Consider the following 23,723-nt stretch of genomic DNA (forward strand, 5'->3'; position numbering starts at 1 on the left):
ATCCTACTCCTTCCTGACTCTTCTTACGATGGATTACCGTTAGTATTGCCCGCATTTTCCTCTTTATTCCTAAAAAAAAGGAAGGCATCCTTTTTCAAGGACCTTCCTTCTCTAATATATAATAATATGCTCGATATTTATCATTAGCCAAAACGGTCTTCAAACTCATCCATGTTGAGTAGGACTTGGCGTGGTTTACTTCCTTCATAGCCACCTACTACTCCATTATCCTCTAACAAATCAATGAGTCTTGCCGCGCGGGCATAACCCAGCTTTAGCTTTCTTTGCAGGTAAGAAACAGAAGCCATGCCCGTTGTGATGATCAGATGACCCGCTTCAATAAAGAGTTCATCATCGGGACCTGCACTCTCTCCCTTGGCCGAGGGAGAAACGTTGATAAATCCTTCCGGATCAAGATACTCAGGTGAACCTTGAGCCTTCCAGAAAGCAATAACTTTCTGCACCTCATCGTCAGTCACCATACACCCTTGAACCCGCATCGGTTTATTAATACCTTGAGGCGAATAGAGCATGTCCCCACGTCCTAATAATTTCTCTGCCCCTGTGGAGTCGAGAATGGTTCGGGAGTCGATCTGAGAGCTAACCGCAAAGGAAATTCGGCTGGGAATGTTCGCCTTGATTACTCCAGTAATAACATCCACTGAGGGTCTTTGGGTAGCGATAACCAAGTGGATTCCTGCCGCCCGCGCCATTTGGGCTAGTCGACAAATCGACTCTTCCACATCGTCGGCAGCTACCATCATCAAGTCCGCTAACTCGTCGATAATGACCACAATCCAAGGCATCGCCGGCACAATCCGTGCTTCTTCGCTACCTTGAACCCTTCTTTGTCCCTGTTCTTGAGCCTTCATATGATTATAACGTTCAATATCCCGTACCCCGGAAGCGGCGAAAAGCTCATAGCGAGTTTCCATCTCTTTAACCACCCATTTTAATGCAGCTGCAGCTTTCTTCGGATCGGTGACCACAGGTGCCAACAGATGGGGAATCCCATTATAGATGCTTAGTTCAACCATTTTAGGGTCAACCATTAAAAACTTAACTTCATCGGGACAGGTATTAAAGAGCAATGAATTAATGATAGCAGTAATACAAACACTTTTTCCCGATCCGGTCGCCCCTGCCACTAAGAGATGCGGCATTTTTGCGAGATTTGCTACGATAGACTGATTACCAATATCTTTTCCAAGAGCAACCCGCAGCTTTGCAGATCCTGCTTTAAACTCTGGAGTCTCAAGAACTTCACGAAAAGGAACGGGTCGTGGATGCTTGTTGGGGACTTCAATACCAATGGCGGATTTTCCGGGAATAGGAGCTTCTATCCGCACATCACGAGCTGCTAAACCTAAAGCAATATCATCAGCTAAATTAACAATCCGACTAATTTTAACTCCAGGTGCAGGAGCCAGTTCATAACGGGTAATTACGGGACCTCTGGCAACCCGAATGACTTTAGCGTGAACTCCAAAATTCTCCAAGACCTGTTCTAAGTGTTTTTGAGTATCTTGATCGTAAACAACTGTGACCTGTGGAAGGATATCCAGAAGGTCAAAGCTAGGCAATTTCCAAGCCTTGGGCTTAATAACCCTCTGCTCTTCGACAACATTTTGTGGTTCGACTGAAGGTATGAGTTCTTCTGTAAGATCTTCCTTTGCTTGAACCAAAATTTCTTCTTCATTTTCTTCTTCTAGCGACATTACTTCTATGGACATGGTATCGTTATCGAGAAAAGACTCATCACTCTCATTCATAGAATATGTATTTTCTTCTGGTTCTGTTGGCAACCCAATAGCCTCTTCCCCAAGGGTTGACTTTGAAACGCTACTTTCATTCCGGAGGGGATCTGTTATGTGCTTCACTGGGTCTTCATCTGTCGGTTCTGCTCTTTCTTCAAAAGCTTGGATGGTTTCAGACCTTGCATAGCTATCAAAGGCTGTTTCTTCAGAAATTCTTGATTTGCCAAGTAAAGCTGCCCGCTCTTCAGGAGAAACCCCTTTGAATATTTGGTCTTTGTGGTCATTCTTCTTGAGCTGTGCGACTTGCCCCGGATAATAATCGGAACCCAAAGTTGTAAAGCTTGGTTTATCCCATTCGCGCTTACTGGGAAAAGCTGTTGTATTTTTAGCTGGCTCATCAGCAATCGGCTGAGCATCCCAAAGCTCTTGCTCTATTTCAGTACTAACTTCTTCAAAATACTTGGAAAATCCCTTGACGGTTTCTAGACGGGTACCCATTGTCTGGAACGATAATTCCTGTCCTTCCTTGAAATAGGTAGTAAAATCCTTGCCCAAGGAATCTAGCTCAACCAAGGGTTCGATAGGCTCTAACTCTAAGTCTGAAGAAAAATAGTCATCAAACCCTTTTAAGGAGACAAGCTTCCCTTTCGGAAGTTCAACACCTTGATTAAAATAAGATGCTTCTGCCAAGGGCTCTTCCTGAAGATGCCTAACTTTAAGTTTTCCATTTGGCTTGCTACGTAGCTGTGACTTAACTCGTTTAGAAGGTGACCCTTGCCGTTTCACAAATAAGGTCGATCCCCAAACTGCCATGGCTAAAAGAAAAAATACGAAGGGCGCCAGCCAAGCCTTATCCCCCAATGGATATTTAAGAAGCTGGTAAAACGCCTTTCCGCCAGTGATACCCAATTCACCCATTAATGTCAGAAATCCTAATAAGGCCAATACTATAGCAAACCCTTGCCGGATGGGCAGGGTTTTTCTTCTTCTTTTCGACACGGTCCCACCTCCACCACCTTCAATTATCCTTTATGTTTAAAATATAGTCAAAGAAATTTTTGCTTCTATGGCATTATTGCCTGAAAGTCCTAGTACAACAGGAAAACACAGGATATTCCTTCAGAGGAAATCCTGTGTTCTTTGCTTTTAAATTAATACTCTAACACGATTCCTTGAGAATCCTTGTTTCCAAAGGAAAAGAATCTCTCTTCAGTAATCTTGCCATCGGCACAAACCAAGACTTCACCTTTATAGAGGAAATCTTCTTTATTCCAATAGCGGAGATCCACGAACTGGATCTTTGCCTCCAGCCCAACATCTTTACGAATAACGTGATAATAGGGTGTAAATTGGTTAAAAATATCAGCCAGTTCGCCCTCTAAAGCGTTATTAATCCATGGATCTTCAACATCCCATTGCGGTAAACTTTTGAGAATCCTTCCTTCCTTCTTCTGCATAATCCCAAAGGATACTCTATCCTCTTCATACAGCAAAAAGGACCAGTTAAAAGGACGGTACATGGCAGGAAGAACCTTAATTTGTCCAACGCACACTGCGAAGGCCTGCGAGAGCCTCTTTCGGGTGTTTAAGCGATCTATTTCCCGAATCAAAAGATAGATCATAGAGACCGTTAAAACCGTCATAGTCGAGTATATTGCCAGCTCCGGTCGCCGAAGGGAAAAGATTAGGGATGAGAGAAATAAGACAAAAATGACGGGATCAGTCACCATCGCCATGTTTACAGTAAACTTTTTCTTGTAGAAAGGCCATAGCAATTGCGCGCCGTAAGAATTTAGCAAATCAGCAATCCCATGTGATAAAGTTCCTAATAAAGTCCAAAAAACAACCGTTAGCCAAGCACTGGTTGGGAAAATAAAATGAACAAGGCTACCGAGACCGAGCGCCATTCCCCCTAAAGCAAGTAATGAATGACTCGCTCCCCTGTGTTTCAACAGATAATTTATTCTGCCTTTTAGGTGTGTAACAATATCCAAATCGGGAACCATAGCCCCCAATGTGCAACCAATAAAAATTGGATCGTTAAGCTGCATAGGGTGCCCGGAAAGACTCGATAAGGCTGCCCCAATTAGACCATGAGTGATGGGGTCGATGTTCAACACCTCCAGATAATTATCCGATTTTAAAAATTCCACAGACTCTCTTTCGCCATCTTTTAACGAACGTTTTCATTATATCACACATCAATTCATATATGGATTAGTCATTATAAGAAATTATAGTTTTAAATTACTTTTCTTCCATATCTATCATGCTATTCTTCGGAAACAGATGCAAAAAGAAAAAAGCCCAAATGCACTAGAAAGCATTTGAGCCTTGCCCTTCAATTTAACTATATCTGGGCTTTTGTTAAAACTTATTTGCTTGAGTGGGAAGCTACTTTAATTGCGCTGTTCGTACTCTTAATCCCTTCCACGTGCTGACCCATGGATTCCGCCCATCTTCTGTCCTCATCTGAGTAGACCTCACCACTTAAATAAGCAATACCACCCTGGACAAAGGCTCGAACATTGCGGGAGTTCATACCATGCTGACCCAATTTACGCACGAGCTGTTCGGTCATATAGAGATCTTCACCTTGAGAACGATGTCGCGAGAAGAGTTCACTGACCACGGCCTTCACACCCGGCACTTGATAAGCCGTATCCACTGCCCACTCCATTTCCTCCTGTGAATCTACTAAACCCGTAAGGGTAATAAGGCCATTACGGGCCTCTGTTTTGATTTCGTGGGCATTCACCCAAGGAGACGCAACCATAGCATCCTCTACTCGGTTAACAAGGGTGGCATCGTCCACAGCATTTTCGAGAAAATCGATTTCACTGCGAATTTCCTTAACTCCCCTAACCTGAGATGCAATGCGTTTCGCTAGTCTCTCACTACTTTGGGTCTCGAGATGGCCGAGCAGGGTCACAATTCCTCTGCTGGCTCGGCATCCCAAATGCATAATCTCTTCGAAATTCGATTGAGCAAAACGTTCGTTGACCTGTTTTTCTATGTCTTTATCCGTAACCTTTCCATCGTTGGCAACAGTTAAAGAATTATCCACTTCGCCCACTCCATCAACGCGACGAATTCTTTGACCCATAAAATCCTTTTCAGCTAGATTATCCACAGTTCCCCACAAGGAAACCTTATCCCCTTTGACCTCTATATGGATCCCTTGCCCAGTTTCCCCAAAATGTGTTTGAATGAGAATTTTAATGTCTTCATGCACTTTTTCTTCCGGCCGTATTTTTAGCATAACTTTGTCCCCCCAGCTTATAGTAACCCGAAGACACTGTCTTCGCACTTGTTGCCTAAGGCTAGTTTCTCTCCTCCGGGATGTTTTTATCCTTAAGTTGAGGGTAAAAATACTTGATTCTTAAATACCGCCGAGACAAATTAAAGGTCAAGTTTAAGATAACTCACCAGATCCTGAGCACACGACAATGGAACATCCACTTCGCCAATGGTTACCGGGCCGTTAAGGCCATGAAAATCGCTCCCCCCCGTTGTGAATAGGGCTTTGCTCTTCGCTAATTTCTCATAGTGATCGATTAAGGTCTCGCGCTGATCCCAGTAGCCATAATATACTTCCAACCCGATAGGGCGATAGGACAATAGCTCCCCCACTAGCTCTTGGTTTCCTATGAGACCAGGATGCGCCAACACTGGTACCCCGCCGCACGCGTAGATCAATTGAACCGCTTCTTCAAAGGAATGCTCTAAAAAAGGCAGATAGGCAACCCCGTATGGCTGAAATAATTTAGCAATACTGGGCCACTGGATCGTCCCATTTTCATGATCATGCAGAGCTCTCATAATATGGCTTTTGCTGACAGCTCCCTCTGGATTGGCAATCCTTTCTACTTCTGACCATTTTAATGTATATCCATCTCGCTGAAGACGCTTGACCATGTCATAAGCTAAAGCCGTGCGCTGCTCGCGAAGTTCTTTGAGGCGCGACTGTAGATCAGAATGCAAGAAACCTGCAAAGTTAAAGTAGCCCAGCAAATGAACCTCTTGCCCCTTATACGCTGTAACCAGTTCAACCCCCGGAATAATTTTTATATTGTACTCGCGGCTTAAGGCGATGGCTTCTTGGACCCCATTAGTCGTTTCGTGATCGGTCAAAGCTAAAATACGTACTTCACGCTCGAAGGCCTCGCGGATTACGTCTTTTACTAAAAGAGATCCATCGGATTCCCTAGTATGAATATGCAGATCGATTTGCGTATGGCCCACCTCCACTACTTTCCACCACTAAACATAGTCTTTCTTTTTTAGTAAGCAAAATCCTGCTTTTTATAAACAATGGATATCGCCAGTTTTTATTTACTTTTCTTTAGTTAGAGTAAAATTATCGTGGGCAAAAGAGCAAAAAATTTAGGAAGAGCTAAAAAACTCTTCCCAAAATCACGAATTTCCTGTAGTTTGGTAGTTGCTAAAGCCACAAAATACAGGGGTGCGTGACATGAATAGTTTAACCAAAGAAAAGATAACATTCAAGGATATTGAGAGAGATTTTTACAAAATAGGTTGTGAAGTTGCGAAACTGCTCCTCCAAAAGTTTCTGGAAGAAATGGATACAGAGCTTGCAGAGAGCAGGGATAAAGCAGTTCTAAGACATAGAGGCAAAAAGTCAACCTCAATGAAGACCCTGATGGGAGAAGTATCAGTCGATCGAGCAATATATAGGAAAGCCAAAGACGATGGTAGTCAAGAGTATGTTTATCTTTTGGATGAGGCTCTGAGATTGGAAACAATGGGCTTTATGTCTCCTAATCTCGTAGAGAAGATTTTAGAATACAGTTGTGCAATGTCCTACCGAGAAGTAGCACAAGCGGTTTCAACCTTAACGAATCAAACCATCAGCCACCAAGGAGTATGGAACATCGTGCAAGCTGTGGGAGAGAAACAAATTGAAGCAGAAAAGGCACTAGTGGACTCCTTTAAGAAAAATGAATTAAGCGGGAGTAAAGACGTTCCCATTCTCTTTGAGGAAGCGGATGGCCTGTGGTTATCTATGCAGGGAAAGAGCAGAGAAAAAGGGAGCTCCAAAGGCAGAAAAGAGCTTAAGATTAGTGTTACTTATGAGGGTTGGAAGCCAAGATATCCGTCATCTAAAGAGTACGAAACCGTGGGCAAAATGGCTTTTGCAGGTTACATGAAATCGGAAGAGATGAAAGAACTAAGAGACGCATCAATATCTCAGAATTACAATGTAGATGAAATTATCTATCGAGTCCTAAATGGTGATGGAGCATCATGGATAAGACGAGATCATGATCAAGAAACAGATAAATTTCAGCTCGATCCCTTTCATCTTGCTCAAGCAGTCACTAGAAATGTATCAGACAAAAAGGCTAGAAGACCCATCCTAAAATGGCTTAAGGCTGGGGAATTTGGAAAGGTATTCGAAAAGATTGAGCAGCTCAAGCATGAAAGCGGCGGAGTGGCCAAAGAGATAGAAAAACTTGGTAGACTAGAAAGCTACATAAGAAGCAATATTGACGGGATAGTACCCTATAAGGACAGAGAAGATATGACGTTACCCAAAGCCCCTGAGGGCTTAGAATACAGGAATTTAGGCACGATGGAAAGGCAAGTGAGGGTATTCGCTTCCCGCATGAAAGGGGCAAGAAGCTGGAGCGAAAAAGGAGCAACCCATCTCTCCAAAATAATCGCTTTAAAAATGGGAAAAGGCTTCAAGGAAAAGATAGCAGCCCTAGTTTCAGGAAAGCTCCCGGACCGGTTGACTGAGAGATTCGTAGAAACCATAACGAACAGCAAAAGCGGACTAAAGAAGGCCGTAAAGAAATCAATATACCCGGTACATAGAGGAGAGTTGCCCTACACAAACTGCTCAGTAACAAACGGCAGGAAAGTCATTCGCAATATGTTCAATCTCAAAACATTTAGCGAGATGATCTACCGGTAAGGTTTAACCAAAAGACCCCAGATCAAGACTTGACATGGGGGCGGCTGATGCTACCCTAAATCAGGGGGATGGGGCCTACCCCAAAGGAATACATCTTGTGAGCCCCATGCCTTGACCCATGGAAGCATCCGCCGTTGGGTCCCATGTCAAGTCTACCCCAGAGTTGAACTGCATCTGGAAGCAAAAGGGATTTTATTACGTATCTACACAACTACGAGGAATAGAATTTTTGCCCACGTCTACTTGACACCAACTTTTCTTTAGTTTTAGTTGACACTTTCTTCGCCTTGAAGTATAATTTCATTTGTCGTCAGTATTGATCTGTAGGGGATTAGTTTAATGGTAGAACAGCGGTCTCCAAAACCGTTAGTGTGGGTTCAACTCCTGCATCCCCTGCCAAAATTTTTATAATTTGCCTTGAGTTTTTAAGTCGGTGATTTTTACCGACTTTTTTGTTTGCCATCGAATGCCCTACCCTTTGCGTCATTATTTAAGCTTGAGAATAAACTATAAAAGCTCTCACCGATCGGTTGAGAGCTTTTATAAATCATAACATAGATACGACCTAAGCAGACCCCTTAGGGCCAATACAAGTCCTTGAATCCTTCCATATCTTCTTTGATAGCATCGCCGCGTCGATGCTGCTTCTTGTCCGGGTCAGACTTCTTCTTAGGGTCTCTACCCTTGGAACTGAAAAACCCCATGGAAAATCCCTCCTTTTTTATCTATAGGATAAGCGATTTTCCACAAAAGCATACTCATTAATTCAAGCATTATCTTCTAAAGTTTTCAACTTATTATAGAGAGTAGCTAAAGAAATCTTCAAAACTCCAGCAGCTCGTTTTTTCCCTTCCACGGAATTACCGTAACGTTCTAAGGCCAGACGAATCATTTTTTTCTCTAATTGATCAAGAGCCATCGGCTCACGAAAGTGAATTTCCTCGGTCTTATTCACAACCTCAATCAAACTCGCAAAATCCTTAATATTGAGCATATCTCCTTCTACAGAATCCATCGCCATTTCTATCACATTTTTTAACTCGCGGATATTTCCCGGCCAATGATAGTCTAGCAAAAGCTGCTCTGCTTGAGTTGTTATACCAATGACATTCTTACCCAGTTTCCGATTCGCCTTATAGATAAAATTCTGAGCATAAGTCAGAGCATCTTCCTTATGCTTCCTTAAGGGAGGGATGGGGATATCAACCCCGTTGAGTAGATGATATAAATCCTCTGAGAATTCACCATTCTCTACCATATGCTTTAAGTCACGGTTCGTTGCTGAGATAATTCGGACATCGAGTTCAATGGTTCGTAATCCATTAAGCGGTTGGAATTTCTTTTTTTGGAGGATATTAAGCAATTTATTCTGCATATGTTCATTAAGCAAACCAATTTCGTCAAGAAAAAGAGTTCCGCCACTGGCACACTCCAGTTTACCTAACTTCTGATCACTACTATTTCCTTGGCTGTTCTTTTCATAACCAAGGAGTGCACTTTCTAAAAGGCTTTCGGGAAGATCTGCACAATCAATTTTCATAAAAGGATTGTGGCTTAGTAAACTGCCACTATGGATAGCATGGGCAAAAAGCTCCTTCCCTGAACCACTTTCCCCTCTAATCATCACGGGGGTATTGGTTTCGGCGGCACGGCGAGCTTTATTGCGTACAAACACAAAATCGGGATGACTACCCAAAATATCATCGAAGCTATAAATACTGGGCGCCATTTGATTGATCCGATTTGATAGGACTTGAATTCTTTGTTTATAAACTTCAAGCTCATCACTCAGCTTGGAGGCGTCGGTTAGAGGCTTGAAAACCACTAAGCCGGCCTCAATATTTCCCTCGATAATAATAGGATAGGCGTTGGCAATCACATTTGTAGCGCATTCTTCAATAGTCGAACGATGAGCATAGATGGGCTCGTGTGTTCTCAATACTCTTGCTAAGGCACCTTCCGGCGAGAGTTCAAAGATGTTCTTGCCGATCCTTTCATGAGGTGATATGCCTGTCAAACGACTAAAATAGGGGTTGACATATTGTATGGTACCATCTTTTCCTGCAACCTCAATGCCTTCTTGAATTGAATTATAAAGTACATGTAATTCCTCTTCAATCCGTAGGCTGTCTCTCATCTCCACCCGTCTCAATTTGAGCCCTCCACTCTTCTACCTCTTATAATATTTATAATATATCTAATAATTTGAATATTCAACGCATTAAGCGAATCCCCTTCTGGAACTGAATCATTTATTTAATTATATTTATTTTATGATTCTTATTTAACGGTACTAAGTGCCTCTGCACAGAATTCTGAACAGTAAATGTATAATGTATTGTGTATGCTTTCCATCAAAATTCAAGAAACAGCCAGGGTGAACTGACTGTTTCTATCATAAATTTCAAATTCCTAAAGCTGATGATTTACTATGCTCGTCTCTTTAATTGCCTTGAGCTGCTTTCAATTCGTTGATTATTCCTTCGCTTATGCGGGAGGGCACCTCATCATATTTTAGAAAGCGAATATCAAAGCTTCCACGACCCTGGGTCATTGATTTGAGATCGATGGCATAACGCATCATTTCGGACTGCGGGACATGGGCTTTAATCACTTGGAATTTGCCATCAGCATCCATTCCCAAAACTCTACCCCTTTTGCCATTGATGTCTCCGATGACATCACCCATATAAGCCTCCGGCACCCGGACCTCGACCTCGACAATCGGTTCTAACAAGGTAGGAGTAGCCATCTCAGCTCCTTTGCGGAAGGCAATGATGGAGGCCAGCTTGAAGGCCATTTCCGAAGAATCCACACTATGATAAGAGCCATCGGTCAGAGTAGCCTTAAATCCTGTGACAGGATATCCAGCCAATACACCTTCCAGCATAGCTTCACGGATTCCTTTCTCGACGGCCGGAAAGTATTGTCTAGGTACAGCCCCGCCGAAAACTTCTTCAGAGAAGACAAACTCATCATCTGTTATCGGTTCAAGATTGAGCCAGACATGACCATATTGTCCATGGCCGCCGCTCTGCTTTTTATGCTTACCTTCCACTTTCACGGATTTTCTAATGGTTTCCCGATAGGGAACGCGAGGAACTTTCATCTCGACACCCACCCCGAACTTCCGTTGGAGCTTTTCCATGAGGATTTCCACATGCATCTCACCCATACCGTAAAGAATCAGCTCTTTAGTTTCAATATTTTTTTCTACCCGCATGGTGGGGTCTTCTTCAGTTAAGCGGACCAGAGCATTGCCCAGTTTATCCTCATCACCCTTGCTCTTAGGCGCGATCGCAACAGGTAAACGGGGGATTGAAAAATCAATACCTTTCAATTGAACAGGATCATCTTTGGAACAAAGGGTATCCCCTGTGGCAGCGTCTTGGAGTTTAGCTATAACAGCAATATCTCCGGCGGGTATGGATTGAACAGGATCCTGATTTTTACCCCGTAGTATAAAAGGAGTACTAATTTTTTCTTCTTTTTCCTTCAGAGTATTGTAGACTAAGCTGTCAGCCTGAATCTTTCCTCCATAGACTCGAACAAAGCTCATTTTGCCAACATAAGGGTCTGCCAAGGTTTTGAAGACAAGAGCGCTTCGTTCTTCTCTCACCTGAGGACCCGGTGCATATTGGACAAAAAAATCAAGCAAATTTCCAGTCCCTATATTTTTCAGAGCTGAGCCCGCGAGGACTGGCACAATTAAATTTTGTTCGAGAGCACTTTTTAAGGCTTGGCGAAGATCCTCATTGCTTAGAACTTCACCATCTAGGTATTTGGTCAATATATCGTCATCAGCTTCAGCCACAGCTTCTGCCAATATTTCTCGATATTCTTCCGCCACAGAAGCATATTCTGATGGGATATCCTTCAAAGTATATTTCCCACTGGCGTCATTTTCATAGACGTAAGCCTTCTGTTCTAGAATATCAACTACTCCTTGGAAATCGTTTTCAAGACCCAAGGGGATATGCAAGGGCACAAATCGCGTATTCGGAAAAGACTCTTTCAATTGTTCAATTGTTTTACTAAAGCTGGCGTTTTCCCGCTCTAGCTTATTAATAAAAATAACGCGAGGCAATTTCTGCTCTTCCATCAAGTCAAGTATAAGCTCAGCTTGTACCTCTAGACCTGATACGCCACACAGAACAACAACCCCGCTCTCTGCCACTCTCAGGGCAGACTTGACCTCTCCAAAAAAATCAGAATATCCTGGAGTATCAAGGATATTAATTTTAAAATCTTGCCATTCTACAGGAATAAGACTCGTGCTGATAGACACCTTGTGTTTAATTTCTTCCGGCAAAGAATCCGACATAGTATTCCCTTCAGGCACTTTCCCCATCCGGGTAGTAGCGCCTGAGCTGAAGAGACAAGCTTCCGACAATGACGTCTTCCCTGCCCCCCCATGCCCTACTAGGCATATGTTGCGTAGATTCATAGTGTCATAGGTCTTCAAGACAAATCAACCTCCTTAATGTGTATTAGAAAGGATCTTTACCTTTGACTAATCGTGGAGTTTCTACAGTCTGAAGATGACTCGCCAATGATGTCTCAAACATCCCAAAAACAACAGGCATACGGTCACGAATCATTAATTTACCCCTAGCCCAAACCTTATCAATCCTAAGATCATCGGTCAAAGCAACTAAATCACCATCATAGCCTTGCCGAATCATGCCTTTTCCTTTTAAATGCAGAATACGGGCAGGGTTGGTAGTAATCGTTGGTAAAACTGTTTCTAGGGGTATCTTATACTGAACTATGGCCTCTCGAACATCGCGCCAAAGAACATGAACCGAACCAATTCCCATCCCGACTAAGGCGCCAGCCTCATTATACTGAGGTAAGCTACCATTTCCATCGGAAGTGACGGTTACACGGTCATTTAATAATCCTTGTTCATAGAGGGTATTTAAAACGAAGGGAACTCGTAAATGGGGTTCAAAATCGTCGCAACCTGCTGTTAGATCAATTGTGCCACCCGCTATTAGAAACTCTACACCTTCCTCTAAGAGCTTTTCCTTTCGATTGATATGTGTTGGCATGAATTGGGTAATAGGAATTTCAGTTTCCGCCACAATTCTCCTGATGGGGGATAAACCTCTTTTACCTTCACCTAGATGGATATGAACAATTCCCGCTTTGTGTCCTAGCATCCCTCCTACACGAGCTCCTGCAGCAAGGCGTTCCAGCTCGGAAATCTGGGGTTGGGCTGAGCGATGGTCAGAGATAGCAATCTCACCCGCCCCAATGACTTTATCGATTAAGACTAGGTCCTTACTGAGATTATCAAAAAGCATGCGATCTGCTTGATATCCTCCGCTATAGACATAGCACGTTAATCCTTCTTCTTCAAGGGCATTAGCTTTAACTAAAAGTCCTTCCATAGAACGGGATAAAGAATCCGTCCCTAAGCAACCTACTACTGTGGTGATCCCAGCTCGAGTTAGCTGTGAGAGTTGGACCTCCGGTGTCCTTGAACTGGGTCCCGCTTCTCCACCACCACCACAAATATGGACATGAGCATCGATAAAACCCGGCACAAGGTACTTCCCATCCAGATCATAGACTTGACCCTTGATGTAGGAAGGAAGAGATAAATCGTTACCTAGGGCAGCAATGTGGTTTCCCACAATAAGAAGATCATGTTCCTCAAGTGGTTCCGGTGCAAATATTTTAGCATTCTTGATTAAGCTCCACACAGGTAACCCCTCCCTTTATGGGAAGTAGAATGCTCAATCTCCTCAATCTTATTCTAATTAGTTAGAAAGTTTGAGCAAATCAGCAATAGTAGAGTATTTCTCCACTAAAGATAAAAATCCTTTCTTATTACCCATTGCACTTGAAAATCATTAATTTTCTAACACCTAGGACATCCTTTCAGACAATCTTTCATAAAATTGTCATTTCTTTCCTTCCTTAGGCATAAAGTTATTCTGGATATGTGGGACTTGGGGGTTGGGGGAAGGATGACGAAACGAACATTTGTCTACGGTGCTGTCATTCTATTGACCGCAAATTTTTTAAATCGTGTCTTAGGATTTATCTATCAATACCTAATCATGACCCACATCGGTGGAGAGGCTTTTGGCCTATTTAACATGGTCTTTCCCATGTATATGCTAGCTCTTGTCTTTACTACTGCAGGTATACCGTTAGCTGTTTCTAAAATGATCTCTGAAGCTGTGTCCCTGAATAATACGGCACGGGCTCAATCTATCTTCCGTACAGCCCTTGTTTTCTTGACCAGTTCGGGTGCCGTGATTTCACTCGTTCTCTTCTTTATTTCCCCTTATCTAGCAGAACGTTTATTTCCCGATCCACGTGTGCTCAGACTTTTTTTAATTTGTACTCCGGCAATCTTTGTGGTCTCAATTTCATCTGCCTTTAGAGGCTATTTCCAAGGCATGCAAAACATGCTTCCCACAGCAATCAGTCAAATCTGCGAGCAGTTGGTAAGAGTATCGGTTGGGTTTATGACTGCCTATACCTTATTGCCTCGCGGTATAGAATGGGCAGCCTCAGGTCTAGCTTTAGGTATGTTAGCCGGAGAAATCGTTGGCTCGTGCGTCATTATACTTCAATATAAGCTCCAAAAAAACAAAAAGCCTTCTCATGCTAATGAATCGGAGCACCCGCTTCAAACCATGAAAGAGCTTTTTCACTTAGCTTATCCGGTAACCATCGGGAGGCTCTTTTCGACTGGCTTATCCTCCTTAGATGCTATGCTGATACCTCAACGCTTACAAGTAGCAGGCTATACTGCCCGTGAAGCCACGACACTGTTTGGTCAACTTGGCGGAGCAGCCTTTACCTTACTCAATTTCCCCAGCGTATTTACCTTTGCCTTGGCTACCTCCCTCGTCCCCGCCATCTCGGAAGCAGCGGCCAGAAAGCAGATGCAAATCGTCAAGCTCCGCAGTGCTCAAGCAATTCGCCTAACGATTTTCATTGGGGTTCCCAGTCTGATTATCCTGTTTTTCTTTGCCGACCCCTTCAGTGCCTTCTTTAAAAGCAAAAATACCAGCAATGTTCTACGCCTGCTGGCCTTAGGGGGGATATTTTCCTACCTTCAACAAACCTCTACCGGAATTCTTCAAGGCCTGGGAAAAGTGCAACTCCCGGTGCTTAACTCCATCATTGGCGCTGGGGTTCGTATCCCCATCCTCTTTACCTTAACAGCCTCCCCTCTCTGGGGACTCAAAGGAACCGCCCTCGCTTATGTCTGCGGTTTTTTTGTCTCGTCAACCTTAAACCTAGCAGCGATTGTCCGTTATACGGGGATGCCTGTGGACCTTAGGGAATTCATACTGCAACCCCTCATCGGCGGAATCGGTATGATGTTAACCTTCCGACTCCTCCATCCCTTCTTTACTTTCCATCCTCTAGCCTTTTTCCCGGAAATCATTCTGGGCACAGGAATCTACTTCGTAATATTATTCCTAAACGGTGGAATCAATCGTGATGATTTACGCAGAATCCCATGGTTAGGTAAATTTATTCCTCGCTAAAGTTGACTGTTGCCTAAAAGATTATTTTTCAAGCCACTGCTTGATTTCCTTTCCGTATTGCCAATAGGTCAGGAGCATCGTTATCCCCGCAACAATAATCAATAATATTTTATAAATAAAGAAAACCTTTATTACGGTGAGCACGCTTAGCAATAAGGCAAAAATAGCGGGTAAGACTAAAATCTTAGTCCACCTTTTATCTCTGTTTTTGAGTTTTTCTGGGGAGGAAAATACAAAAAGGAACAAGAAAAAATAAAACAAAAAGGTTCCAATAATCAACACAGCTTCCTCCCTTAACAATTAAGCTTAAATTCTCCAGAATTTCTTTACTATATTTCCTTTCATCATTGCAAAAGATAGAATTGTCTCGATTAAACAGATGAAAGGAGATGGATATCTATGAGTCGCACTAACCGCTCCGCTGGCATCTTGCCCAAGTCTGTTTTGGACGAGTTCAAAATGGAGGTTGCTTCCGAATTAGGTCTAACCGAAAAAATCGAATCACAAGGTTGGGCCAACATGACTTCTCGCGAATGTGGTCATGTAGGAGGTAGAATCGGTGGAAGCATGGTAAAAGCCATGATTCGCCGAGCTGAAGAGAGTCTTAAAAACGATAATCTTTAAACGAGACTTCGTCCAGAGGGGCACTCTGAACGATAGTCGAGTCCCTACTGGACTTAACCGCCCTTTACCACCACTGCCGATAGGGGGATTTAGGGCGGGTTAGTCCGGTGTTAAATCAAGCAAAGGAGTACAGCAAGTCTGTACTCCTATTCATTTGTGAAGTTAAAAGAAGCAAGACCCTCACGCATTTGTTTGAGTTTCTTATAATCGGTTAAGTCACTGTGCATTGGGGTTAATGAGATATAGCCTTCGTGGATAGCATAAAGGTCTGTTTCTTGATCCATTTCCGGTGATACAGTACCTGCCTGCCAATAATATTCCTTGCCATAGGGGGCTTTTCGATGTTCAAAGACATTTTCATAGACAGCTTTACCAAGCTTAGTGATGCGAACCCCTTTCCATTCGTTTTCGGACAGGGGTGGAATATTAACATTGAGTAAGTCTGAGCTGAATACGTTGGGTTCTTGCAGGATTTTCGCCACAAAATCAGCAGCCGGTTTATAATCTGAAGCAGAAAAGGCAGCTAAAGAAACTGCTATGGCAGGTACTCCCAGCAGCACTCCTTCCATGGCAGCAGAAACTGTCCCGGAATAGAATACATCCGTACCTAAATTCGGGCCATTATTAATCCCTGAAATCACCAAATCCGGCCGCGGAATAATATCTCCTTGGATGGCCAATTTTACACAGTCCGCAGGCTTACCACTGACAGCATATCCAGTTCCATGTTCAAGTGGGTGCTTGGTAATAAATAAGGGTTCAAATAAGGTGATAGAATGTCCTGTGGCCGATCGTTGACTATCCGGCGCTACGATAGATAATTGATATCCTTCGTTCGCGAGGACTGAATATAAGGTTTGCAGCCCTTGGGCAAAATAGCCATCATCATTCGTCAATAAAATATGCATTGCTACACTCCAAATTACTCTACTTCATATACCGAAATAGTCATAGTATCTTCTTTCTTGCTGAGCCCAAACATTAATTGATGTTCTTTAAGATTCTTGTTCAGAAAATCTACGACTTTGTAGAGTTCTGCATTCATTTTAAGTTTTTGGGTTCCTATGAGCTCTATCTTTCCCGATTTTCTATCCATAATTCTCTTCCTTTAGCCTTAAGCCTTCTCGTTGCCAGAAACAGCTGAGTTAATTACTAGCATTATTGCTTTATGAGCGCAAACCCTTCGGCACGAGTCACTTCATTGGTTTTAAAAATCCCCCGTACTGCAGAAGTCAAGGTCCGTGAACCCGGTTTTTTAACTCCGCGCATGGTCATACACATATGTTCTGCTTCAATGACGACAAGTACCCCTCTGGCATTGAGCATACTCATCACGGAGTCCGCAACCTGCCCAGTTAAACGCTCTTGTAGCTGCGGTCGTTTAGCATACCCTTCAACTACCCTAGCAATCTTTGACAAACCTGTAATCTTTCCTTTGCGAGGTATGTAGGCCACATGGGCTTTACCATAGAAGGGAACAAGATGATGTTCACACATAGAATACACCGGAATATCCTTGACAATGATCATTTCTTCATGATCTTCGGAGAACTGCACCTTTAAATGTTGGCTGGGATCCTCATGAATTCCGGAAAAGACCTCTTGATACATTCGGGCAACTCGTTTGGGCGTGTCTAATAATCCTTCCCGTTGGGGATCTTCGCCAATCGCATCCAGAATCATCTTTACCGCTTCTTCAATCTTTTCTAAATCAATACTCAAGTTCTCCACTACTCCTCCCGTAGGGATAAATTATCGGAATTATCACTCTAAGAAAAATAAGATACTTGCCCTATATTTTAGCAGACTGCTATTCATTCTCCTAGCAAATCATAACAAATCTACAAAAAAAGGCAACTAGAAATCAGAAAAAGAAAAAAGGCTTAAAGCCTTCTTATTTTTTACGCTAATTTTAATGACTTGTTATAGCAATCGACGGCTAATTCATAATCTAAAAGGTGATCATAGATGTTACCGAGCAACGCCCACCCTTCGGAATGCTCCGGGTCAATTTTCAATAAACGATTGAGAATCTCAATCCCGCCCTCCCAATTCCCTTTCTGCGCATAACAGACGGCTAGGTTATATAAAATTACCGCATTCGCTTGGGCCAAGTGAAGTGCCTCTTGATAATATTCCGTAGCTTTTCTTGTTCTTCCCAACTGAACAAGGGTATAAGCCATGTTATTGAGTAAAACGGGGTCATTCTGACATAAACTATGAGCCCGTTCTTGTAGTAGCAGCGCTTCAAGTGATTGACCTAGGTTTTGGTAAACAGCCGCAAGGTTACATAAAGAATCATAATGAGCGGGATCGTGTTTTAAAACCTGGCGATATAAGCGTATTCCCTTTTTATGTTCATTGACTTGGATATAGCAATAAGCTAAACGCGCTTTAAGATCCGGATAATAATCGTAACGAAGGGCTTTTTCAAAACTGAAAATCGCTTGGGACATCTGCCCTAATTGAAGATGTGTCTCTCCTTTCATTTCCCAATAAAGAGAGTTGTGCGGCTTCAGTTCGCAACACCCTTGGAAACAACATAAAGCTTCGTGATTTTCGCCATGTAAGGAATAGATTGTTCCTAGACGATAAATAGTTTCTGCCTTTTTTGGATTGGTCCGAATGGCCTTACTCAGAGCATCAGCAGCTCCCTGCCAATCCCCCTTTTCCAATAGGCAATCTGCTTGTAACTCGAGACATTCTGAACGTTCTGGTGATGCAGCCAATATTTTATTCAAGCATACTAAGGCTTCTTGAATCAAGCCCTGGCCCATATAGCAGCGAGCCATTAAATATTGAATTTCTCCCTCATTGCTGGGATACCTACCCCAGATTCGTTCTAAATAATCCCGGGCTTCTTGATAAGCCTGCGGGTCAATAACTTGCTTAACGACATCAAATTGGGGCTTGTCCGCATCTTGCTGCAACAGCACCAAACACTGTTCCATGGATCTACTGTCTTTGCCGCTAAATAGCCAAGAGGAATTCTTCAGACGGGTAAGCCATGAATATTCTCTTAGCGCATTTTTTTCTGTTGCTAGAGGAAACATAAGGCGTCGCTCCTTTACCTCGTTTTGTGTATATTTCGAGCGACTGGAATAATTTTCCTTCTTTCAACTCCCTAAAACATCCGTCAAATCATGCCTTGAATCCAAAGGATCCCACGTAATCTTAGTTTTTGGCCTTAAGAATCGTGATGATAAAGCAAAAAGCGCGTTAGTCTAACGCACTCTTACATTTCTCGCAATAACCATAGAACTTGAGATCATGGTCTATGACATGGTAACCATTGCGTTTCTCGATTTGAGCTTCTAAGGATTCTAACAAATCCTCATCGAACTCTGAAACCTCACCGCATTGAACACAAATTAGGTGGTGGTGATGATGTTCATCTTGACGATTAAATTCATAGCGACTTCGACCATCGCCAAAATCATTTTTCTGGAGGATGCCCAGCTCCGCTAGAAGGTCTAAAGTCCGATAGACAGTGGCTAGCCCAATATCAGGATAGTTATGCTTAACCATCATAAACGTATCTTCCGCACTCAGATGTTGATCCTCATGTTCTAAAAAGGCTTTCAAAATGGTTTGTCTTTGTGGGGTTAATTTATAGGAATGATGACGTAAAAGATCACATATTTTCTGATACTCATCTTTACGTTCTTCTAGTTTAAACACCCGCGTCTCCCCCATCATCACTTCATTGCAAATTTTCGAGTCCTGCGCACTTGTACTACCCAATTTAGCCACGGTCCAAAACTTCAAAAGCGGCGAACTTAAGATAATCTGTTTCAGGACTTCCTAAAAGCACAGGATGATCCACCCCAGCACGGCGAATCTCAATCAGCCTTAAAATCTTTTTGGCATCCACTGCCGCACTTTGCACCATCTCCAAAAATTTATCCATACTAAGATGGTGGGAGCAGGATGCGGTAATTAAGATTCCGCCGGGACGAACAAGCTTTAAGCCTTGCAAATTAATTTCTTTATAACCGCGGAGAGCTCCTTCTAAGGCCTTGCGGTTCTTAGTAAAGGCTGGAGGATCCAAGATGACCACGTCCCAGGAGTTTCCCTCCTTTACTTGTTCGCGTAGATAGTCAAACACATTGGCAAGAACAAAATCCGCTCGATGCAAAAAACCATTTTGCAAAGCATTGTGTTTGGCCATTTCAATAGCCTTAGCCGAGATATCCACGCTGGTTACCTTTTTAGCCCCATATAAGCAAGCATGAAGCATGAAAGAGCCGGTATGTGAAAAGCAATCCAAAACCTCTGCTCCATCCCAGAATGGATTTTTAATTTCTTTCCCCCGCTGATCAAAGGGAATACTTTCCCTAAGAGTTACCCCGTTCCTCAACCCCCAGCCCTTCATCAGTGACCTAAGGGAGGCTCGATTCTCTCTCTGATCAAAAAAATATCCCGTTTTTTGACCTTCAGCAACATCTACAGTAATCTTTAACGAGTTTTCCACGACCGTGACTTGAGTATCAAAGGGTTCACCAATGAAACCCGCTCTTTGCTCAAGCCCTTCTAATTCGCGTACATGCACATCACTACGTTCATAGATCCCACGAGGGGTAAAGACCTGTCTAAGGGCAGAATACAGCCATTCTCTCCTTTTGTCCATCCCTTTCGCAAGGATTTGCACGACCAGGATATCCTCATATTTATCCACAATCACTCCCGGGAGAAAATCCGCCTCACTATGGATGACTCGACAGGAGCTGGCTTCGGGTAAGAGCCTTTCTCGTCTTGACCAGGCTTGCCTAACCCGCTGGAGAAACCATTCTTGATCAATCTTCTCTTCCTGATTATAAGAAACGATCCGAACCGCAATTTGAGAGTCGGCATTATAAAAGCCTTGGGCGAGAAAAAATCCCGCATGATTGACGACTTGTACGAGATCCTGTTCAGCGCTCGCCTCCCCTTCAATCCTTTGAATCTCGGATTTATAAATCCAAGGATGTCCTTGTTCCAATCTTTTTCGGCGATTGGCTACTAAAAAAACTTTTACATCTGTCAATGGAGTGCCCGACCTTTCTTTAGGTATTCCAATGGAAAAACCTTAACCATTTTCGTTTTTTAGATATAGCTCAACTATGATTCTCTAACGCAGCTAAGATTGAGAACCATCTTCAAGTCTTAATATTCTCTTTAAAATATACCGCGAAAATTAAAGAAAGGAAAGCTTTTATACTTTCCTCAAAGTAATTTTACGTTTTAAGATAAACGGTCTCGCAAAATCTCCACGATTTCTTCGGCACTTCGCCCCGCCGCATGAACCACCGGCACCCGAAATTTCGCTTCCTCAGCCAAAATATCAGTTCCATCTCCTTTGACTACAATAGCACTTACATTTCTTAATACATCGTCTTCTAAGGGCATGGTATGGAATCCGGCCGTATGTAATTCCTGTAATACATTGGTGAGGCCATCTTCGACAGCAATCTTTTTGTACATCATATCAACCTCCTCACCATTATTCTTCCATAACTTTGACAATCTATGCCGAGGAAATTGGCAATTAAAATTCAAAAACGTCAAGATATACTTCTTCATAATTTGGTGAGACTTGGGGAATCTCGATGAGATAGCGGGGTGAGGGGTCTGCCAAGAGAATCTCCACACTACAGCGAACAATTCCTGTGGCTCCTATTTTCCATTGTATGGCTCCAAGATGAGGTGGAGTTCGTTCTAAAATCAAGGAGTAAGCCCCTTTATGCTCCTTTCCCTCCAAGGAAATTTTGCGAGGGAGTTTTGCCACTGGTACAAAATCATCCATCTCGAGGATAGTAAAGGGCTTATGACTTTCTAACTTGATTCTCACACTATAGGGATCACGACTATATTTCATAGCCAGTTTGAAGTTCAAAATACGTTCGCCCGTATCCGAGACGGAGACCTCCGCCTGCAAGGGAGCTTTTTCGTCAGGTATGGGTAATTCGAGATTTTTACGGTCTTCTCCTAGCCTTAATCCTTTGGAATCCAGCCCTTTGATTAGATTAGGGGGGAGGGTATCACTACTGGAGATTCCTAATTTCACCCCTTCCGCAGCAGTCCAAATCGTTTGGACCCGGATTGGCTGGGGATGGACTTTGTTATAACTAGGAATCAATCCAGCACCGAGGATAATGCTCATACAACAAACAAGGGCCGGAAGAGACAAGCGCTGAAGAACCTTGTCCCAAGGTCTATTACCTTGCCCGATGGCAAACATTGCCCCAAAAAGAACAGGTATTAAGAGCATGCCATACAACAAGCTAAAGAGAAGGGGATAGACATGGATAGTTTCATAAAAACTTGACCATTGTTGAGAATTTAAAAGCTCCCAATGCGTTCGATAAATAAAGTATGGCCCGATCAACACCCAAATTATGCTCGGGAAATAGAGTAACAGGTTAAAGCAGATGAGCCAAAAGAGGAACGGAAACGCCAAATCAATCCGGTAAAGTCCTAGCACTATCGTCAGAAGCAGGAGCAGCACCGTTCCTACTAACCAATAAAGCTTTCCCTCCTTTAGTCTGGGTAAACTACACAGAATCCGCAAGGCGATAAGCATAGAACAGACAACCAAGATAATTCTTAGAACTAAAAACACCTCAGGATAAGCTTGCCAAATAAACATTCTTCCTTTGATGAGCTGCCAAAGCCACTCCCCTGTGCCACTCATTAAGCTAACCAATACTGCGGCCAAGGGAATTCCTATCCCCATAAACAAATATCCTTTAACATCTCCTGTGAACAGTGACTCCTTTGCTCTTAAGCTATGCACAATCGTGAAAATAGTCAAGAAAACGCCCAAAACAAAGAGAATTCTTAACCCAAGGGTCGGGATAATGAACAGGTAGGAGCCCAATTGGAAGGGCATGTAATAAGTATCCCAGCTCTTTTGACCACTACCAGTCACTGCAACCTGTTCGACAAGCTTGGATATCAATTGACCCATGGTTTCCAAGCTCTGGAGGGTGACTTTCTCAATACGATCCTCGGGGCGATGGTAAGATCCATCGGCAGGACCCGCGATACCAAGTCCCAGGGCGGGAATGCTTTGATCTAAGAAAGGACTAAAATCACTACTTCCCCCTTGAGATCCCTCTCTAGTCATTACTGCAAAATCTCGGCTCACATGGAAAGGAATTTGTTCCTGACGAACGATCCTTATTACTTGTTGAACCAACTCCGGAGGAGTGGAGGTCTTTCCAGCTATGTCTATCTCTAAAGGGATGCCCACCATGTCCAGATTCAACATCCACTGGATAGCGGACAGATCACTTTGAGCAGTATAATAGCTAGAACCAACCAGCCCACTCTCTTCTGCTCCAAAAAAAACAATTTGGTAGCTTTTCTCGTGCTCTTGCTTTCCTAATACCCTAGCGATTTCCAACAACACACCCACACCCGAAGCATTATCAATGGCTCCGGGAGCTGACACATCGACACTATCATAATGGGCACCGAGAAGGATCGTCTCTGGTCGCTTTCCCGGTAACTCGGCAATTATATTTCGGCTATTAATCACTTGTATTTTATGCTCAGGCTTCAAGGGGTTGTTAGGTACCACAATTTTGCTGAAGGGCTGCTCCCTTACCTTCCAGCCATTTTGTTCTAAAATATAATATAAATATTGGGCGGCCTTCTGCTCATTTTTACTTCCGGCTGGTCGAGGTCCAATATTTTCCGATAAATGACGGATATGTTCATAGGCTTTATCTGCTGAAAATTCCGCTACCCCTCTGACTGGTGTCGAAGCGACATGCCCAGCTTGTGGCGTTATACTTTCCTTAATGGTTAATGAACAAAATACAAACAGGATTATGACTAACAAGAGAAATCCATGTCTATTTTTCCTCATCAAGATCCTGCCCCTTTTCATTTCTG

The 23,723-nt window shown here is 43.1% G+C and carries 20 protein-coding genes and 1 tRNA gene; 4 read left to right on the top strand and 17 right to left on the bottom strand.

All coding sequences use genetic code 11. The annotated features are described in order from the left end of the window. Positions 1-143: 143 nt before the first annotated feature. From DESDI_RS09865 to DESDI_RS09880, 4 genes are all read right to left on the bottom strand, one after another. Positions 144-2,756 (bottom strand): DNA translocase FtsK, encoded by a 2,613-nt coding sequence (locus DESDI_RS09865; protein ID WP_015262467.1) that lies wholly within the window; start codon positions 2,754-2,756, stop codon positions 144-146. Between the two features lie 152 nt (positions 2,757-2,908). Then, complete coding sequence (locus tag DESDI_RS09870) at positions 2,909-3,883, bottom strand: metal-dependent hydrolase (protein ID WP_041219895.1); 975 nt, start codon at positions 3,881-3,883, stop codon at positions 2,909-2,911. Between the two features lie 248 nt (positions 3,884-4,131). Next, complete coding sequence (locus tag DESDI_RS09875; protein ID WP_015262469.1) at positions 4,132-5,019, bottom strand: BON domain-containing protein; 888 nt, start codon at positions 5,017-5,019, stop codon at positions 4,132-4,134. A 140-nt stretch (positions 5,020-5,159) separates the two neighbouring features. Beyond that, on the bottom strand, positions 5,160-6,002 hold the full coding sequence (locus DESDI_RS09880) for a PHP domain-containing protein (RefSeq protein WP_041219897.1): 843 nt from the start codon (positions 6,000-6,002) through the stop codon (positions 5,160-5,162). Positions 6,003-6,231: 229 nt separating this feature from the next. Here DESDI_RS09880 and DESDI_RS09885 point away from each other — a divergent pair, with 229 nt between their 5' ends. Together DESDI_RS09885 and DESDI_RS09890 are read left to right on the top strand one after the other, a co-directional pair. Next, positions 6,232-7,698: an ISLre2 family transposase gene (locus DESDI_RS09885; RefSeq protein ID WP_015260846.1), complete on the top strand. Its 1,467-nt coding sequence runs from the start codon at positions 6,232-6,234 to the stop codon at positions 7,696-7,698. Positions 7,699-8,023: 325 nt separating this feature from the next. Further along, positions 8,024-8,097, top strand: a tRNA-Trp gene (locus DESDI_RS09890). A 179-nt stretch (positions 8,098-8,276) separates the two neighbouring features. Here DESDI_RS09890 and DESDI_RS18425 read toward each other — a convergent pair. The 4 genes from DESDI_RS18425 to iadA all read right to left on the bottom strand — a co-directional run bounded on the left by DESDI_RS18425 (position 8,277) and on the right by iadA (position 13,409). After that, positions 8,277-8,402: a hypothetical protein gene (locus tag DESDI_RS18425; RefSeq protein ID WP_015262471.1), complete on the bottom strand. Its 126-nt coding sequence runs from the start codon at positions 8,400-8,402 to the stop codon at positions 8,277-8,279. Positions 8,403-8,464: 62 nt separating this feature from the next. Further along, positions 8,465-9,835, bottom strand: a complete 1,371-nt coding sequence (locus DESDI_RS09895; protein WP_041219899.1) for a sigma-54-dependent Fis family transcriptional regulator — start codon at positions 9,833-9,835, stop codon at positions 8,465-8,467. A gap of 306 nt (positions 9,836-10,141) precedes the next feature. After that, positions 10,142-12,163, bottom strand: coding sequence for an elongation factor G (fusA, locus tag DESDI_RS09900; RefSeq protein ID WP_015262473.1), 2,022 nt, complete (start codon positions 12,161-12,163; stop codon positions 10,142-10,144). Positions 12,164-12,188: 25 nt separating this feature from the next. After that, entirely contained in the window at positions 12,189-13,409 is a 1,221-nt protein-coding gene (iadA, locus tag DESDI_RS09905; RefSeq protein ID WP_015262474.1) for a beta-aspartyl-peptidase, read from the bottom strand. 267 nt (positions 13,410-13,676) lie between these two features. Between iadA and spoVB the strand changes: the two genes are divergently transcribed. Continuing rightward, positions 13,677-15,218, top strand: coding sequence for a stage V sporulation protein B (gene spoVB / locus DESDI_RS09910; protein WP_015262475.1), 1,542 nt, complete (start codon positions 13,677-13,679; stop codon positions 15,216-15,218). Positions 15,219-15,239: 21 nt separating this feature from the next. Here spoVB and DESDI_RS09915 read toward each other — a convergent pair whose 3' ends face one another. Beyond that, the gene (locus tag DESDI_RS09915; RefSeq protein WP_041219397.1) at positions 15,240-15,497 is read right to left on the bottom strand and encodes a hypothetical protein; all 258 of its coding nucleotides are present in this window, start codon (positions 15,495-15,497) and stop codon (positions 15,240-15,242) included. A 120-nt stretch (positions 15,498-15,617) separates the two neighbouring features. Between DESDI_RS09915 and DESDI_RS09920 the strand changes: the two genes are divergently transcribed. After that, positions 15,618-15,842, top strand: a complete 225-nt coding sequence (locus tag DESDI_RS09920) for an alpha/beta-type small acid-soluble spore protein (protein WP_015262477.1) — start codon at positions 15,618-15,620, stop codon at positions 15,840-15,842. Positions 15,843-15,988: 146 nt separating this feature from the next. Here the strand turns inward: DESDI_RS09920 and surE are convergent, their stop codons facing one another. The 8 genes from surE to DESDI_RS09955 all read right to left on the bottom strand — a co-directional run bounded on the left by surE (position 15,989) and on the right by DESDI_RS09955 (position 23,697). Continuing rightward, complete coding sequence (surE, locus tag DESDI_RS09925; RefSeq protein ID WP_015262478.1) at positions 15,989-16,750, bottom strand: 5'/3'-nucleotidase SurE; 762 nt, start codon at positions 16,748-16,750, stop codon at positions 15,989-15,991. 14 nt (positions 16,751-16,764) lie between these two features. Further along, entirely contained in the window at positions 16,765-16,938 is a 174-nt protein-coding gene (locus tag DESDI_RS17645) for a YpmA family protein (protein WP_015262479.1), read from the bottom strand. A 62-nt stretch (positions 16,939-17,000) separates the two neighbouring features. Then, the gene (gene folE / locus DESDI_RS09930; protein ID WP_015262480.1) at positions 17,001-17,573 is read right to left on the bottom strand and encodes a GTP cyclohydrolase I FolE; all 573 of its coding nucleotides are present in this window, start codon (positions 17,571-17,573) and stop codon (positions 17,001-17,003) included. A gap of 170 nt (positions 17,574-17,743) precedes the next feature. Further along, positions 17,744-18,895 carry a tetratricopeptide repeat protein gene (locus DESDI_RS09935; protein WP_015262481.1) on the bottom strand — a complete coding sequence of 384 codons (1,152 nt, stop codon included), beginning with the start codon at positions 18,893-18,895 and terminating at the stop codon, positions 17,744-17,746. 166 nt (positions 18,896-19,061) lie between these two features. Continuing rightward, on the bottom strand, positions 19,062-19,523 hold the full coding sequence (locus DESDI_RS09940) for a Fur family transcriptional regulator (RefSeq protein ID WP_015262482.1): 462 nt from the start codon (positions 19,521-19,523) through the stop codon (positions 19,062-19,064). 64 nt (positions 19,524-19,587) lie between these two features. Further along, the gene (locus tag DESDI_RS09945) at positions 19,588-20,868 is read right to left on the bottom strand and encodes a class I SAM-dependent rRNA methyltransferase (protein WP_015262483.1); all 1,281 of its coding nucleotides are present in this window, start codon (positions 20,866-20,868) and stop codon (positions 19,588-19,590) included. A gap of 197 nt (positions 20,869-21,065) precedes the next feature. Beyond that, positions 21,066-21,308 carry a YkuS family protein gene (locus tag DESDI_RS09950; protein ID WP_015262484.1) on the bottom strand — a complete coding sequence of 81 codons (243 nt, stop codon included), beginning with the start codon at positions 21,306-21,308 and terminating at the stop codon, positions 21,066-21,068. 61 nt (positions 21,309-21,369) lie between these two features. Then, positions 21,370-23,697, bottom strand: a complete 2,328-nt coding sequence (locus DESDI_RS09955; RefSeq protein ID WP_015262485.1) for a M28 family metallopeptidase — start codon at positions 23,695-23,697, stop codon at positions 21,370-21,372. Positions 23,698-23,723: the final 26 nt, after the last annotated feature.

It is taken from the genome of Desulfitobacterium dichloroeliminans LMG P-21439, assembly GCF_000243135.2.
GTDB classification, from domain to species: domain Bacteria; phylum Bacillota; class Desulfitobacteriia; order Desulfitobacteriales; family Desulfitobacteriaceae; genus Desulfitobacterium; species Desulfitobacterium dichloroeliminans.